The sequence below is a fragment of the Marinobacter sp. H13 genome (assembly GCF_059072335.1).
In genome coordinates, this window is record NZ_JCACRU010000001.1 from 3717006 (window position 1) to 3731623 (window position 14618).

13 protein-coding genes and 2 pseudogenes are annotated in these 14618 nt (G+C 52.5%); 5 read left to right on the forward strand and 10 right to left on the reverse strand.

Annotated elements, in window-relative coordinates:
• Nucleotides 1-150: 150 nt before the first annotated feature.
• The 3 genes and pseudogenes from AC5JQH_RS17295 to AC5JQH_RS17305 form a co-directional block, all read right to left on the reverse strand.
• A pseudogene (locus AC5JQH_RS17295) lies at nucleotides 151-777 on the reverse strand (IS1380-like element ISMaq3 family transposase); the annotation flags it as partial.
• Nucleotides 778-808: 31 nt separating this feature from the next.
• Complete coding sequence (locus AC5JQH_RS17300; RefSeq protein ID WP_027951295.1) at nucleotides 809-1900, reverse strand: IS3 family transposase; 1092 nt, start codon at nucleotides 1898-1900, stop codon at nucleotides 809-811.
• Nucleotides 1893-2300 carry a transposase gene (locus tag AC5JQH_RS17305; protein WP_493792060.1) on the reverse strand — a complete coding sequence of 136 codons (408 nt, stop codon included), beginning with the start codon at nucleotides 2298-2300 and terminating at the stop codon, nucleotides 1893-1895. The genes AC5JQH_RS17300 and AC5JQH_RS17305 overlap by 8 nt, the downstream gene beginning before the upstream one ends.
• Nucleotides 2301-2477: 177 nt before the next feature.
• Here AC5JQH_RS17305 and AC5JQH_RS17310 point away from each other — a divergent pair, with 177 nt between their 5' ends.
• Nucleotides 2478-3362, forward strand: a complete 885-nt coding sequence (locus AC5JQH_RS17310; RefSeq protein ID WP_493805785.1) for a hypothetical protein — start codon at nucleotides 2478-2480, stop codon at nucleotides 3360-3362.
• A 13-nt stretch (nucleotides 3363-3375) separates the two neighbouring features.
• Here the strand turns inward: AC5JQH_RS17310 and AC5JQH_RS17315 are convergent, their stop codons facing one another.
• Nucleotides 3376-4347, reverse strand: coding sequence for an IS30 family transposase (locus tag AC5JQH_RS17315; protein ID WP_493792047.1), 972 nt, complete (start codon nucleotides 4345-4347; stop codon nucleotides 3376-3378).
• A 454-nt stretch (nucleotides 4348-4801) separates the two neighbouring features.
• Nucleotides 4802-5839 (reverse strand): IS110 family RNA-guided transposase, encoded by a 1038-nt coding sequence (locus AC5JQH_RS17320; protein WP_200205258.1) that lies wholly within the window; start codon nucleotides 5837-5839, stop codon nucleotides 4802-4804.
• Between the two features lie 99 nt (nucleotides 5840-5938).
• Here AC5JQH_RS17320 and AC5JQH_RS17325 point away from each other — a divergent pair.
• Both AC5JQH_RS17325 and AC5JQH_RS17330 read left to right on the forward strand, forming a co-directional pair.
• Nucleotides 5939-6328 (forward strand): annotated as a pseudogene (locus AC5JQH_RS17325) (transposase); the annotation flags it as partial.
• A gap of 115 nt (nucleotides 6329-6443) precedes the next feature.
• Nucleotides 6444-6917 (forward strand): peroxiredoxin, encoded by a 474-nt coding sequence (locus tag AC5JQH_RS17330; protein WP_493792015.1) that lies wholly within the window; start codon nucleotides 6444-6446, stop codon nucleotides 6915-6917.
• 21 nt (nucleotides 6918-6938) lie between these two features.
• On the opposite strand, the gene gmhB is transcribed toward AC5JQH_RS17330, so the two are convergent.
• The 5 genes from gmhB to AC5JQH_RS17355 all read right to left on the reverse strand — a co-directional run bounded on the left by gmhB (nucleotide 6939) and on the right by AC5JQH_RS17355 (nucleotide 12141).
• Nucleotides 6939-7490 (reverse strand): D-glycero-beta-D-manno-heptose 1,7-bisphosphate 7-phosphatase, encoded by a 552-nt coding sequence (gmhB, locus tag AC5JQH_RS17335; RefSeq protein WP_027951287.1) that lies wholly within the window; start codon nucleotides 7488-7490, stop codon nucleotides 6939-6941.
• A complete protein-coding gene (locus tag AC5JQH_RS17340) occupies nucleotides 7487-8473 on the reverse strand; it encodes a glycosyltransferase family 9 protein (RefSeq protein ID WP_493792016.1) in 987 nt (328 codons plus the stop codon). The genes gmhB and AC5JQH_RS17340 overlap by 4 nt, the downstream gene beginning before the upstream one ends.
• Before the next feature lie 75 nt (nucleotides 8474-8548).
• Nucleotides 8549-10009, reverse strand: a complete 1461-nt coding sequence (hldE, locus tag AC5JQH_RS17345; RefSeq protein WP_493792017.1) for a bifunctional D-glycero-beta-D-manno-heptose-7-phosphate kinase/D-glycero-beta-D-manno-heptose 1-phosphate adenylyltransferase HldE — start codon at nucleotides 10007-10009, stop codon at nucleotides 8549-8551.
• The gene (locus tag AC5JQH_RS17350; protein ID WP_027951275.1) at nucleotides 10009-10590 is read right to left on the reverse strand and encodes a D-sedoheptulose-7-phosphate isomerase; all 582 of its coding nucleotides are present in this window, start codon (nucleotides 10588-10590) and stop codon (nucleotides 10009-10011) included. Before AC5JQH_RS17350 ends, hldE begins: the two co-directional genes overlap by 1 nt.
• 249 nt (nucleotides 10591-10839) lie before the next feature.
• Nucleotides 10840-12141 (reverse strand): IS1380-like element ISMaq3 family transposase, encoded by a 1302-nt coding sequence (locus tag AC5JQH_RS17355; protein WP_493805540.1) that lies wholly within the window; start codon nucleotides 12139-12141, stop codon nucleotides 10840-10842.
• A 162-nt stretch (nucleotides 12142-12303) separates the two neighbouring features.
• On the opposite strand from AC5JQH_RS17355, the gene AC5JQH_RS17360 reads away from it, so the two are divergent.
• Together AC5JQH_RS17360 and AC5JQH_RS17365 are read left to right on the forward strand one after the other, a co-directional pair.
• Nucleotides 12304-13359, forward strand: coding sequence for an IS5 family transposase (locus AC5JQH_RS17360; RefSeq protein ID WP_493805786.1), 1056 nt, complete (start codon nucleotides 12304-12306; stop codon nucleotides 13357-13359).
• 88 nt (nucleotides 13360-13447) lie between these two features.
• Nucleotides 13448-14476 carry an IS630 family transposase gene (locus AC5JQH_RS17365; RefSeq protein WP_287498697.1) on the forward strand — a complete coding sequence of 343 codons (1029 nt, stop codon included), beginning with the start codon at nucleotides 13448-13450 and terminating at the stop codon, nucleotides 14474-14476.
• The last annotated feature ends 142 nt before the right edge of the window (nucleotides 14477-14618 follow it).

A 14618-nucleotide genomic window follows, 5' to 3' on the forward strand; every position in this document is an offset into this window, starting at 1 on the left:
TAGTGCTCCAACAACCTTCGCAGACCAAGCACTGGTAGTGCCAGATCCGAGTGGTCATGGTCGAAGTTGGCGATTATTTAGCCAGTTTCCGGCATTCAGGCACAACTCCCCCGTTCCCCCATTGGTATCGGGCCGGGGGAGCCCGATTATCTACTGGGGCACCAAGCGCTGAACCAGTGCTGAGAGATCGTTCTTGTGTGGATAGCTATCACTCATAAACACCCGTATTCGGCGGGTGTTGCGGATGATGACTGCGCCAACCTTGATCAGCTTCAAGCGCAAGGTGCCGGCACTCATACGTTCGAAGGGCGTGTTTTTCAGATGCACCCGCAAACGCTCGAACAGGGTGTAGGCGAAGCCGGATAAGATCAGCCGCCACTGGTTGGTCCACCAGTGTGTGCTGGAGGTGCGACCGGCAAACAGATCCAGTTGTTGATCCTTGATCCGGTTCTCCATATCACCCCGTGCGCAATACTGTTCGTAGTAGAGCTTGAATCCGTCATCGTAGCGGGAGCTGATAACGAACCGGGGGTTCGGGCCTTGAGGGCCATATTCCAGGCGCGCAACCACCCAGCGTGGCTTATGCCAGCTTCGGGCTTTGTAGCGGAAGCGGAAGGTGCTGGCGAGCTTATGGCCATGAGCCTCGTAGTAGGTCCGGACTTTGTCCATGGCTGGGGCGGCAAGCGCCTCCAGCCGCTGGTTGCGGGCCATGCCTACGATGTAATCCACCTGGTTGCGATCGCACCAGGCCAGCAGTCGGGGCTTGCTGAAGTGGGAGGGAACCTGTCAACCTGATTCGGACAGTCAGTTAATCAGTTAATGTCGATTCTCTGGCTGTGTGTTTCGCCGACGGTAGCGTCGGGAAGTTTACCGCCGTGCTCACCGCTCCGGTGTCCTCATCCGGCTGAACCGGATTGATAGAGACCGTCGTTGGCGGCAAGACGACCGTTGGGCGACCCTGTACAAAGCGCTCGGGATGCTCGTCGAACTGCGCATCAAGCGCCTGTTGTTTTTGCTGGGCGATTGCCAGGTAACGGCCGGTAAAGACCTGCTCCGGCGTAAAGCCCGCCAGCCCACTGTGGTGATGTTCGTGGTTATACCACTGGACATAGTCTTTGACCCACTGCTGGGCGTGGGCAACGCTGTCAAAGCGCCCCGGATAATCGGGCTGGTATTTGCTGGTCTTGAACTGACTTTCGCTAAAGGCGTTGTCATTGCTCACGCGCGGACGACTGTGGCTACAGGTCACGCCGAGTTCGGCCATCAGATCCAGGTAGCTGTGCGCGATCATTGGTGCGCCTCGGTCCTGGTGTAGCGTCAGGCTGCCTGGGCGGATGTCGTAGCGCTGAGCCGCCTCGCTCATCAGCTGCTGAGCTAGCGCCGCGTTCTCTTTGCGTGAGATCATCCAAGCAACGATAAAGCGGCTGAACAGGTCCAAGACGACATACAGGTTGAGGTACTCGCCGCGCCGGCGTGTCGGTAATTTGGTGATATCCCAGCTCCAGACCTGATTCGGCTCGCTCGCGCTCAGACGCGGGATGGCGTGGCTCTGAGGCGCCCGCTGGGGGCGCCGCTCGCCGCTGGCGTTGTGTTTGCGCAGCACCCGGTGCCAGGTGCTCAGCGACGCCATGTACACGCCATTATCCAACAGGTCATGATAGATCTCGTAGACAGGCTGGTCCCGGTACTTCTCGCTAAACGCCGTGTCCAGCATCGCCTGGTGCTCAGCGCCAGACAAGGCCTTCGGTTGCGGCGCTTGCTTGCGCCACCGTGCCGCTGGGTCTGAAGGTTTGTTAGTGCCGGAGCGCCAGGCGTAGACCGTACTGCGATTGAGGCCCAGTGCCTCACACGCAGTGGCCAGTGGAAGCCGAGGCGGGCGCTGCTCAATAACGCTAATCATTGCTCGCTCCCATTGTTCGTGTGATCGAGCATCGACAAGGCTTTTTTTGGAGCGATACGCAGTCCTCGGTCACCGCCAGCTTCTTCTTTAGGCGCTCGTTCTCGCGTTCAAGCTGGTCAATACGCTTTTGTTCAGCGGACTTGGAGGCTTTCGGCCCCGGTGCGGTTTTGGACAGCTTTTCGGCACCTCCAGCGGCCAGCTCGCGACGCCAGGTGGTTAATTGACTGCTGAAGAGCTTTTCTCGGCGCAACAGGGCGCCGATTTCGCCATGTTGGCAGGCGTCGGCTTCGGCCAGGATTTTCAGCTTATACTCGGTGCTAAACTGCCGCCGGGTGCGCTTCTCCAGTCCGGGGTTGGGAGTCACCTGATTCTCGGGCAGCTCTGATTGTGGCTTGGGCATGGTAATGCTCCTGAATCTCGAGCTCTGAAATAGAGTTTAACTCATCGAGCCAGTGTATGGATTCAGGTTGACACATAGGCGGATGAAACTTTAGGCTCCATACAAATTGAGACTGAGAAACACTCACCACTCCTGACAACCAGCAAAAGATTCCAACAGTGAACCGGAACCAAAACAATGAAATCAAAGAATATCGTTTATCTAGCACACGGCGGCCAAAAGTACACCAAGCAAGCAATCTTCTCTCTGTACTCTCTGCTTTACTGGCTAAAGGAAGAGCCAGACAACTCAATTGGAATTATAGTTTACACCGACGATGACACCTGGGTCCCTAGGCACGAATTGATAACGGCTCGAACCATTAGTCCTGAGCAAATTAGACAGTATAAAGGAAAACACCAGTACACCCATCGAGTCAAACTCGAAATATTACGCCACGCCCAGTCCATGTCTAGCGGTCCCATACTTTTTGTAGATTGCGACACACAGTGGATAAAAACCCCTTCACCCGCCTTGAGGGAACTAGCGGAAAATCCAAAAATGTGTTGGATGCATCAGCTCGAAGGAAAAGTTTCCATTCGAAACCACCCTGATTATTTTACACTTTTATCAGAAAACCCTTCACTCAGCCAAAACTTCCCTCCCCCATGGGAAATGTGGAACTCAGGAGCCATAGGAATCCCTGAAGGAAATCGCGCGTTTTTCTCTGAAACATTGGAAACGTGTGATCAAATTTTGGATTTCCTTCCCCACAACAGCTGGGTCGAACAGATAGCCGTCTCGTTACAGGCAACTAAGCAGTTCGAAACCAAAAGCCTCGAACCTTATCTTCTGCATTTCTGGAGAGATTCTCTAATTCTTCCCGAAGTGCTAGAAAAAGCCCTGTCAAATCTGTCAGACGATGCTGGCAGCAATGCAAAATTGTGCGCAACCTTTCCTGTCGAAGAAGAGCTAAGAATTTTTAGAGAAAGCCTGAAGGGCCAATGGCTTCGGAAAAAAGCAAAGTTGAAACGGTCATTATCTAAGCGCCGCAATAAATTCAGATCTTGGATTCAACTCTGAAGTGCATCACCACCTATGCTGCTAGTCTGCTCATGTGGTCGAGCATCAGTTGATCGGGAGTCTTGAACCCCAATGTTTTTCTCGGACGGCTGTTTAACCGGTCCGTGGCGTGCTTGACCTGCTTTTTGGTGACCAGCTTCAAGTTCGTGTCTTTGGGAAAATACTGACGCAACAACCCGTTGGTATTCTCGTTCAACCCACGCTCCCAAGAGCTGTACGGGTTGGCAAAATAAACCTCGGCGTCAAGCGCTTTGCTGATCTGCTCATGATAGGCGAACTCTTTGCCGTTGTCAGCCGTAATGGTGTGCACAGCTTCCTTGTAGGGCCGAAGCAATGCGATGGTTGCTCGGGTAACATCAGCCGCGCTCTTACTGTTGACCTGAGCGGATACAGTAAACTTTGTCATTCGCTCTACAATGGTCACCAAGGCACCGCTGTGGCCTTTTCCGATGACGGTGTCTATCTCCCAGTCACCGACTCGTGAACGCTCCTCAACAACCGGGGGGCGCTGGTCTATGCTGACCCGGTTCTTGATCTGGCCCCGGGTGGACTTACCGTTTCGACGTTTGTCGTATTTCTTTCCCTGGCGACGTAGATACGTGTAGAGGTCTCCACCGGCTCGCTTGTCAGCCCAGATGTGAAGGTAGATGCTCTCATGGGTGATGAGCTTGTCTTGATCTTCGAGCAACCAGCCAGAAATCTGCTCTGGGCTCCATTCCCGGCGAATCCTATGCTCAATGACTGCTACCATCTCGGGGGTCATTTTTGTGCATTTGACGGCCTCCTGGCGCCGCTCAACGGCTTTGGCGTGCGCTTGCTGAAACCGGTAACCCCGCTCTCCTCGGTTCCTGGCAAGCTCTCTGCTGATGGTTGACTGGCTGACATCAACAGCGCTGGCTATCTCTCTTTGGCTTAAACCGCTTTTATTTAGCAGATAAATCTGGCATCTTTGTTCATAGGTCAGCTGGCTGTATGGTTTGGTCATCACTTAATCTCTTGCCGGAGAAAAAGCGGCAAAGCATACTCTCAGCTGGCCGCCTTTTCTACCTCATCAAGTGATGCACTTCGGATTTGAATCCAAGATGAGAAATCCGGGTTAGGGCGAATTTTAGCGGGGTGGCAGAACGTCGTGGAATGAACGTGTATGGACTCCTCCTCTATTGCAAGCACTTTGTCTGATCGCGACTAAGGTACGACTGCCTACGTGTATTCGGTCTCTTTAATGATGCCGTCCCTGTAGGCATCGGACCCTGATGGGCTATCCGCGCACTGGTTCCCAATCGCTTACACGAGCTCAAGGCTCCACGTTCATTAGGGGTTTCCCAGCGCCGGTTCGACCTGTTCGCCATCAATCAAAATGCCATGCAATCGTGGTGTTGGACGTCTCCTGAAAAGTTGCCGGTTGTTACCCTGGCACACTCAGCCTTGCAGCTACCCACTCAAACTCCTGCCGCTGAGAGCCCTTCGTTATAGGCTTCCTCGTTGTGTACCAGCGCCCAGGCAATACGGGCTGTTTTGTTGGCCAATGCCACCGTTGCCACATTGACATGCTTCCGGGCGGCAAGGGCTTTGAGCCAATGACTCAGTCCGTCGTCTTTGCTCTCAACATGACGCAACACGGCCCGTGCTCCGTGAACGAGCAGCTTGCGCAGGTAACTGTCGCCGCGCTTGCTGATCCCTAACAGACGATCCCGTCCCCCGGTGCTGTGCTGTCGAGGTGTCAATCCAAGAGAAGCGGCAAAGTCTCGTCCTTTGCGGAAGGCCTTCCCGTCGCCCAGGGCACCTGCCAAGGCACTGGCTGTGAGCGGCCCCACGCCGCGTAATGTCATTAAGCGCTTTGCTACAGGATCCTGCCTGACACTCTCAGTGATCCGGTCATCAAGGGCTGTGATGCGATCATCAAGATGCCGGAGGTCCTCGGCCAACCCATTGAGCAGAATGCGGAAACTATCGGTAAGCTCGCTCTCAGCATCTTCAAGCCAGCCTGGTAAGGCCCGGCGCAGCTGCTGGATGCCCACTGGCGCTACAATACCGTACTCGCCCACTAAACCCCGGATCTGGTTGGCCTTGGCCGTGCGCTGCCCCACAAGCTCTTCCCGGATCCGATGTGCAGCCTGAATATCCTGCTGAGCGACCGTCTTTGGAGCGACAAATCGCATGTTCGGGCGACTCATGGCTTCGCAGATTGCCTCCGCGTCTACTCGGTCGTTCTTGTTGCTCTTGACGTAAGGTTTGACAAATTGGGCGGCAATCAACCGAACATGATACCCCCGCTTCTGGAGTTCCCGAGCCCAGTGGTGTGATGACGCGCAGGCTTCCATACCAATCTCGGCGCCGGCCGGTACTTTTCGGCTGAGGGCATCAAGCCACTTGCTGCGAGAATACTTGCCTTGCCATCGAGTTTGGCCGTGACGGTCTACGCCGTGCACGTGGAAAACTGATTTGGCAATATCAACACCGACACGGATAATGTTCACTTGGGCTTCTCCTCATCTTCATGATGGTTGGCTAATCACTCACCATTTTGCCACGTAGATGCCGGTGAGGTGAGGAGGAGTCCATCCCATTGCTTACTCTACGGCATCTGGGACGCCACCACACGGCTCCAGGCAGAAGCCGCCCTGGACGAGTGGATAGCCACCATCCCGAAGGGCCAAAAGGAAGTCTGGAGCGATCTGGTCAGGGCAGTGGGAAACTGGCGCGAAGAGACCATGACCTACTTCGAGACGGACATGCCCGTCACCAACGCTTACACGGAGTCCATCAACCGACTGGCCAAGGACAAGAACCGTGAAGGGCGCGGTTACTCCTTCGAGGTGATGCGGGCACGAATGCTCTACACCACGAAGCACAAGAAGAAGGCACCGACTGCGAAGGTCTCTCCTTTCTACAAGAAAACCATCGGTTACGGACTGCCGGACTTCGCAGAGGAACTCAACTACGGAGTCGATCTATCAACCATCTGAGGGTGGTATCAGATTGATGGGGTGAAGGTGCCCCATCAACCATTAAATCCGTATACCCGATATTTAATAAATAACGACACCTTTAATAACTAATGAAACTCGTGGGGAGACCAAGATGATTAAAGTCGGCGATAAACTGCCTGAAGTGAGCTTTTCGCAGCTGACCAAAGAAGGCGTAATGAACCCAACCACCAGCCAGGTGTTTGCCAATAAAAAGGTAGTGCTGTTTGCCGTGCCAGGCGCTTTTACACCCACGTGCTCTGCTGCGCATTTGCCGGGCTACATTACCCTGGCTGACCAAATTAAAGCCAAGGGTATTGATGCCATTATCTGTACTGCAGTAAACGATGCGTTTGTGATGAATGCCTGGGCCAAAAGCCAGAACGCTGAAGAAATTATGTTTTTAGCCGACGGCGGCGCGGCCTTTCATAAAGCCATTGGGCTGACCATGGAAACCGGTGATTTTGGCGGTACCCGTTCACAGCGTTATGCCATGGTTGTTCAAAACGGTGTGGTAACACTGTTAAACGTTGAAGCGCCAAAAACCTTTGAAGTGAGCAAAGCTGAGGTGATGTTAGCGGCGCTGTAACTGTGTCGGCTGCCAGGCTGTTTACAAGGCAGTTAACGCGGTTTTAATAGAAGGCCAGACTTCATCGGCGCTGGCCTTATCTTCTTCGCTCACACTCTGACCAGACAGCACTAACACTTTGCGTTTAATGCCGGCGGCTCTTGCTGCTTGCATATCGGCTCTTTTATCGCCCAACATAAGACTTTGGCCAGGATCAATCTGATATTTTTCTAGGGCTTGTAACAACATGCCCGGTGCAGGTTTTCTGCATTGGCAATCGATTTGGTAAGGGGCTATGGCATTAGTCGGATGATGTGGGCAAAAAAACACTTCTGTGATGCTAACGCCATGCTGTGCAAATTGTGCTGTCATCCACTGGGTCAGCGCTGCAAACTGCTGCTCGTTATAATAACCGCGGCCAATGCCTGATTGGTTTGTCACCACTATCAGTAAATAACCTTGCTGCTGCAGGTGGCGACAAGCGTCAAATACACCATCGATAAACTCGAACTGCTCCGGGCTGCTGACATAGCCATGGTCGATGTTAATAACACCATCTCTGTCCAAAAATGCGGCTTTTTGTGTGTGGTTCATAACTGCTGCTCGGCGACGACTTTATCGAACATCGCAATAACAGCATCGACCGTTATTTTTTGCATAATATCTTTGCCTTTAACGCGGGTGCCCCATTTAAGCTGTGCTGCGGTTTTACCCTGTTGCGCGATCAAAGATGAATGATACACCTCTACCACATACTGACGAAATAAATAAGGCCCGGTGCGATCCGGATTGCTATGGCCATAAAGCCCGATAACTGGCGTGCCGACCGCGACCGCCATATGGGTAGGGCCAGTGTCTGGTGCTAATACTACACTAGCGTGTTTTAGCAGGGCCAGCAGTTGTTTTAAATTGGTTTGACCTGTCAGGTCTGTGATCGGCTGCTTAGCCGTTGCCAAAATGGCCTGGCTTAATGTGCGTTCAAGCTCCGTGGGGCCACCACACAATATCACTGCAAAGCCTTTGGTATGGGCATAATCTGCCAGATCAGCATAACGCTCTGGCAGCCAGTTGCGCTCGGCTTTAGATGCCGCGGGGCTGATGATCAATACCCGTGAATTCGCCACGGCGGCCAGTTGCTGCTTTGCCCATTGCTCATCGCTTTCCGGTATAGGTAACTGCCATTTAGGCGGCTGCGTTAGTAAGTGCTCTGACACACCTATGGCTCTGGCAAATTGGCTAAAGCCATCCAGCACATGGCTGCGTGGTGAGGGTATGATACGGTGGCGCATAAAAAGCGCATGTAGCTCTTTGGCCGTATGCCAGTCAAAACCAATTTTTTTGTGCGCCTTGATACACAAAGAGGCCAGATTAGCGCGAAAAGCCACCTGCATATGCAACAGCACATCAAAATGGTCGTGTTGTAAGTCCTGTTTCAGTTGGCGGTAAGCAGCCTTGCCCTGTCTTTTATCAAACACGACAAACCGCACTCCAGGTAAACCTTCCAGTAATCGTGCTTCTACTTTGCCTATCACCCAGGTGATCTGAGCTTGAGGATGCTGACACTGAATAGCTTGCACTACAGACACTGCATTACAGACATCACCAATAGCGGATAACCTCAAAATACAAATGGACGTTAACGGCTTAGGCACTTAGCTATTTCCCTGCAAATCCTGGATTTTGCGGATTACTTTGCTGGTAGAGCGGCCATCGACAAAGGTTAATACCTGCACTTCGCCACCGTTGGCGAGCACGACATCTGCACCTACTATAGTGTCTATGCTGTAATCGGCGCCCTTAACCAACACATCGGGCAAAATGCTGCTGATAAGCTTTAACGGCGTATCCTGTTCTGCTGCATCATCGCCAAAAGGCACTACCCAGTCTACGCTGGCAAGGCTGCTTAATACCGTAGCGCGGTCTTCCAAGCTATTAATAGGACGTTGTTCGCCTTTTAACCGACGTACTGAAGCATCTGAATTAAGGCCGACCACTAACCTGTCGCCCAGTGCTTTGGCCTGTGCTAAATAGCGGACATGGCCGGCGTGTAATATATCAAAGCAGCCATTAGTAAACACAATACGCTCGCCGTTTTGCCGGGCAAACTGAATATGCTGCAGCACTTTATCAAAAGGCGTCTGGTAAAAGTCGCCCTGACGAAATAAGTCCTTGTTCAACTTAGCCGCAAGCTCTTCTGGCGATACGGTAGCGGCACCTACTTTACCCACCACGATGCCAGCAGCTAAGTTTGCCAGCTGAGTGGCATCAGGTAACGACATGCCAGCATTTAGCATTACGGCTAAGGTGGCGATAACGGTATCGCCGGCACCGGTTACGTCGCTTACTTCCAGTACTTGTGCCGGAAAATGATGGTGTTCGGTCGGCGTTATCAGGCTCATGCCTTGTTCGCTGCGAGTTAATAAAATGGATGCCAAGCCGGCTTTTTGCATTAACTCGCGGGCTGAGCTTAGCATCTCGTCGACAGAGCCGGTTTTGCCACCTGCCGTTTTAAATTCGCCTAAATTGGGCGTAATCACATCGGCGCCTGCATAAACCGCTAAGTCGGCTTGCTTGGGGTCAACTAACACTGTTTTCCCGGCTGCTTTTGCCAAAGCAATCATAGCTGTAATATGTTGCAACGAGCCTTTGTAGTAATCGCTAAATACTATTACATCATAGTGGCTGAATACGGCAGCAAAGCGATCGGCCAGTAATTTCGCGTCAGCGCTGCTGAAGCTGTCTTCCTGATCCAGCCGCACAATTTGCTGCTGGCGTGACACCACCCGCATTTTGGCGATAGTCGGTTTCTGTTGTTGCCGGATTAATTCTGAATGGATTTGCTCGCTGGCTAGTAGCTGTTGTAAAGAGTCGCCAGCGCTGTCATCGCCAATAATGCCTAGTAAGGCCACTTTGCCATCTAAGTGTGCAATATTGCGTGCCACATTGGCCGCACCGCCGGCTTTGTCTTCAATTTTGCTTATTTTCACCACTGGTACCGGTGCTTCAGGTGAAATGCGCTGTGAGTCGCCATTAAAATAGCGGTCCAGCATTACATCACCTACTACCAGTACAGAAGCAGAAGACAAATTTTGCAGCAGGCTTAGGTCGATCATTAGTTGCGTCCTACAATAGCCATGTCCAGGGCTTCACACAGCCAGTGGCCAATAAACATATGCACCTCTTGAATACGGGCGGTTTCATCGTTTTTAACGATAATAGATAGCTTGGCAATATCTTTTACCAGGCCCCCGTCGCGGCCGGTCAGCGCCACAGTGTATGCACCAAGCTCATTAGCGGCCTGTAGTGCTAGATTGATATTCGGGCTTTTGCCAGAGGTTGTCAGGCCAATTACGACATCTTGTGGCCGCACCAGGCCTCGTACCTGACGTTCAAATACGCTGTCAAAATGGTAGTCATTGGCATGGGCCGTAAGAATAGACGTATCAGTGGTTAAGGCAATTGAGGCCAACGGGTCGCGCTCGGCTTTATAGCGCACCATAAATTCGGCTGCCAAATGCTGACTATCTGCAGCGCTGCCGCCGTTACCCATCCAAACCACTTTGCCGCCTTGCTTTAAGCAGTTCTGCACGGCTTCTAACAGCTGCATAGCAGCGTCATGATAGGCTTCTACTATGGCAAATACATCACGATGACGTTGCAGGCTATCCAGAAAACTTTGCGTTAAATTGGGCATATTAAGCTCGAATCACTGATTAAGTGAGGTTATTCTAACGGATCTTAGCTATTGCAAAAGAATTTTTTACACCGGATTGCGCTTAGCCCGGATTTCTCATAGTGCTCCAACAACCTTCGCAGACCAAGCACTGGTAGTGCCAGATCCGAGTGGTCATGGTCGAAGTTGGCGATTATTTAGCCAGTTTCCGGCATTCAGGCACAACTCCCCCGTTCCCCCATTGGTATCGGGCCGGGGGAGCCCGATTATCTACTGGGGCACCAAGCGCTGAACCAGTGCTGAGAGATCGTTCTTGTGTGGATAGCTATCACTCATAAACACCCGTATTCGGCGGGTGTTGCGGATGATGACTGCGCCAACCTTGATCAGCTTCAAGCGCAAGGTGCCGGCACTCATACGTTCGAAGGGCGTGTTTTTCAGATGCACCCGCAAACGCTCGAACAGGGTGTAGGCGAAGCCGGATAAGATCAGCCGCCACTGGTTGGTCCACCAGTGTGTGCTGGAGGTGCGACCGGCAAACAGATCCAGTTGTTGATCCTTGATCCGGTTCTCCATATCACCCCGTGCGCAATACTGTTCGTAGTAGAGCTTGAATCCGTCATCGTAGCGGGAGCTGATAACGAACCGGGGGTTCGGGCCTTGAGGGCCATATTCCAGGCGCGCAACCACCCAGCGTGGCTTATGCCAGCTTCGGGCTTTGTAGCGGAAGCGGAAGGTGCTGGCGAGCTTATGGCCATGAGCCTCGTAGTAGGTCCGGACTTTGTCCATGGCTGGGGCGGCAAGCGCCTCCAGCCGCTGGTTGCGGGCCATGCCTACGATGTAATCCACCTGGTTGCGATCGCACCAGGCCAGCAGTCGGGGCTTGCTGAAGTGGGAGTCGCCCCGGAATACGATCCGGGTCTGTGGCCAATACTGGCGAATAAATCGCACCAGCAGCGCCAGAATGGCCCAACTGTGCCGGGCATCACCCCGGTTGCTGGTGCGCAGGTAGCTCACCAGCAAGTGCCGGCCGCAGAAGACGTAAAGCGGGAAGTAGCAGTGATGGTCGTAATACCGGTTAAAGAATTTACCCGGCTGATCCCCATGCACCGGGATATCGGTGCCGTCAAAATCCAGCACGATTTCCTTCGGCGGCTCTTCGTGTTGTTCAATAAAGTGGTGCCAGAGCAGCTCATGGGCCTTCACAATGGTTTGCCGGTCCATTGCCTGTTCCATTCGGCACAGCGTGGATTTGCCAGCCAGAGCGGAGGCGTTACCCGTGGCGGTTTGTAGCGCCTGATCAAAGCGCAGGGCTTCATGGTCATTCAGATCTTCGTAGCCACCGGCCACACCGTAGACCCGTTGCCGGACCAGGGACTTGAGCTCATGACGAATCATCCGGGGATCCCGCTGGTCGGTCAGAGTCTCGGCCAGCCGTTGGGTTAACCGGTGTTGTTTGTCGACTTCGCGCAGTAACAGCAAGCCGGCATCGGAGGTGATATGGCCTCCGGAGAAGTCGGTTTCAATCTGGCGGCGGGAAAGTGGCGAGAAGGTCAGTTTTTGAGGTACCATTCTGGATGCGGCTACTGGTGCTTGGTGGATTGGTTAGGTTCTTGAAACTATAGCACTTTTAGCCGCTTCTTTTTATCCCTTCATGAGAAATCCGGGTTAGCAGGCTGTTGAAAAACCCGATTTATGAGAAAATAGCGCATCCGTTTACAAAGGGCAATGACGATGCGGGGACAATCCAAAACTCAAGCGGCACTTTTCAGCTATGTTGACCTCGAGAGTCGAATTCCTACGTCGCACCCCATCAGAAAGGTGCGCGGAATAGTCGATCAGGCGTTGATCGAGCTTGAACCTGCGTTTTCTGAGATGTATTCGGCTGTTGGCCGTCCGTCGATCCCCCCAGAGCAGTTGATTCGGGCACTACTTCTTCAGATATTCTTTACGATCCGGTCAGAGCGTCAACTGATGGAACGCCTGGACTACGATCTGATGTTCCGCTGGTTTGTTGGGTTGTCTATGGATGACAAGGTATGGAATCACTCGGTGTTCTCAAAGAACCGGGATCGCCTTCTTGCCAGTGAGATCGACGAGCTGTTCTTCGATGCCATCAAGAGGCAAGCGAGCGCCCGTCAGCTTATGTCGAAAGATCATTTCAGCGTGGATGGCACCTTGCTGGAGGCCTGCGCCTCGGTCAAATCTTTTAAGCCGAAAGATGACGGTGGTGACGACGACAGTGATGGTCAAAACTTTCATGGCCAGAAGCGGAGCAACGAGACCCATCAATCAAGCACAGATCCGGACTCAAAGCTGTTTCGCAAGGGCAAAGGGAAAGAGTCAAAGCTGTGTCACATGGGGCACATCCTGACGGAAAATCGAAACGGACTGATCGTAGAGGCTGAAGTCACTGAAGCTGGCACAAGTAAAGAGTGGGATGCGGGTACCACGATGTTGGCAAAACAGGGAACACGTCCCGGAAGAACCGTAGGTGCCGATAAAGGCTACGACACCCTGGAATTTGTTGAGGGTAGTCGTGGCTTGGGCATTACCCCACACGTAGCTGCCAAGTCCTTGCGTAGCTGCATTGATAAACGAACGACGGGCACCGAGGGCTATAAAATCAGCCAAGTCAAACGCAAGCGAATTGAAGAGTGCTTCGGCTTGATGAAAGATATAGGGCTGATGAGAAAACTTCGTCATGTTGGGCGAGCCAAGGTCTCTTGGATCTTCCGCTTTACGGCGGCTGCCTATAATTTGACCCGATTGAAGGTGTTGATTGTCTGAAAGGGCAATTACTAAGAAGTACAAAAGTAAGCGGACATCATTTATAATGTAGGCATTGTTCAACCGACCTTATCGGAGTTGCCTACTCATGCGCCATACTGACGGTCGTAAACTGGATCATAAAACTCTGGAAGCTCTTCGCATTCGTGCTGTCCAACAGGTTATGGATGGTGAAAGTCCTGAAGTTGTCATCAAAGCCCTGGGTATGAGTCGGGCCCGTATCTATGAATGGCTGGCTGCTTTCCGTGAAGGTGGGTTTGACGCACTGAAGGCCAAAGAGATTCCCGGGCGTCCGAAAAAGCTTAGCGGCGAACAGATTCGGGAGCTTTACACCTGGATTACCACCTTTACCCCGGACCAGTTGAAGTTCGATTTTGCCTTGTGGACCCGGGGTCGGGTACGGGAGTTGATCCGGCAAAAGTTCAACGTTCGACTCAGTGATGTCTCTGTCGGTCGCCTGCTTCGCAACCTGGGGCTGACACCGCAAAGGCCACTGCACCGGGCGTACCAGCAGAAGCCAGAGGCTGTAAAGCAGTGGAAAGAGGAAACTTACCCAGAGATTCGCAAAGAAGCCAAGAAGGTCGGCGCCACCATCTATTTTGGTGATGAGGCCAGCATACGTTCTGACTACCATAGTGGCACTACCTGGGCGCCCATCGGAGAAACGCCGGTGATTCGCAATACCGGTAGTCGCTTCAGCATCAATATGATCTCTGCCATTTCCCCCCGTGGAGAGCTTCGGTTCAAAACCATTGAAGGGACAATGAATACGGACGCCTTCATTGGGTTCCTCAAAGCATTGGTACAAGACGCCGAAAAGCCGATATTCCTGATTCTGGATAACCATCCAGTGCACCATGCCCGCCGGGTCCGGGCATACGTGGAGGGCCTCAACGGCAAGCTCAAGCTGTTCTTCCTGCCGCCTTACTCACCGGAACTGAATCCTGATGAGTCCGTTTGGGGCTACATCAAATACCACCACGTCGGAAAAAAGATCATAAACAGCAAAGACCAACTTCGGAATATCGTTTATCGACAACTTCGGCGGTTACAGAAACTACCCCGGTTATTGAAGTCTTTTTTCGGTCATCCGGACCTGGCGTATATCGCCGGGTGATGTTCGCTTACTTTGTTTCTGATTAGTAAGGGCTTTGATAGCTGACATTTACGAGTGTTTTGATCAAATTTTGAACAAGACTTGCTGCAGAAAGATTATTGGTGCTGAAGCATCGAGAAATACCAAGATAAATTTTACTAAG

Coding starts and splice junctions, on each gene's coding strand:
- gmhB (WP_027951287.1), bottom strand. CDS start 7,490: ATGAACCACACACAAAAAGCCGCATTTTTGGACAGAGATGGTGTTATT.
- AC5JQH_RS17310 (WP_493805785.1), top strand. CDS start 2,478: ATGAAATCAAAGAATATCGTTTATCTAGCACACGGCGGCCAAAAGTAC.
- AC5JQH_RS17300 (WP_027951295.1), bottom strand. CDS start 1,900: ATGATTAGCGTTATTGAGCAGCGCCCGCCTCGGCTTCCACTGGCCACT.
- AC5JQH_RS17315 (WP_493792047.1), bottom strand. CDS start 4,347: ATGACCAAACCATACAGCCAGCTGACCTATGAACAAAGATGCCAGATT.
- AC5JQH_RS17350 (WP_027951275.1), bottom strand. CDS start 10,590: ATGCCCAATTTAACGCAAAGTTTTCTGGATAGCCTGCAACGTCATCGT.
- AC5JQH_RS17365 (WP_287498697.1), top strand. CDS start 13,448: ATGCGCCATACTGACGGTCGTAAACTGGATCATAAAACTCTGGAAGCT.
- AC5JQH_RS17305 (WP_493792060.1), bottom strand. CDS start 2,300: ATGCCCAAGCCACAATCAGAGCTGCCCGAGAATCAGGTGACTCCCAAC.
- AC5JQH_RS17355 (WP_493805540.1), bottom strand. CDS start 12,141: ATGGTACCTCAAAAACTGACCTTCTCGCCACTTTCCCGCCGCCAGATT.
- hldE (WP_493792017.1), bottom strand. CDS start 10,009: ATGATCGACCTAAGCCTGCTGCAAAATTTGTCTTCTGCTTCTGTACTG.
- AC5JQH_RS17360 (WP_493805786.1), top strand. CDS start 12,304: ATGCGGGGACAATCCAAAACTCAAGCGGCACTTTTCAGCTATGTTGAC.
- AC5JQH_RS17330 (WP_493792015.1), top strand. CDS start 6,444: ATGATTAAAGTCGGCGATAAACTGCCTGAAGTGAGCTTTTCGCAGCTG.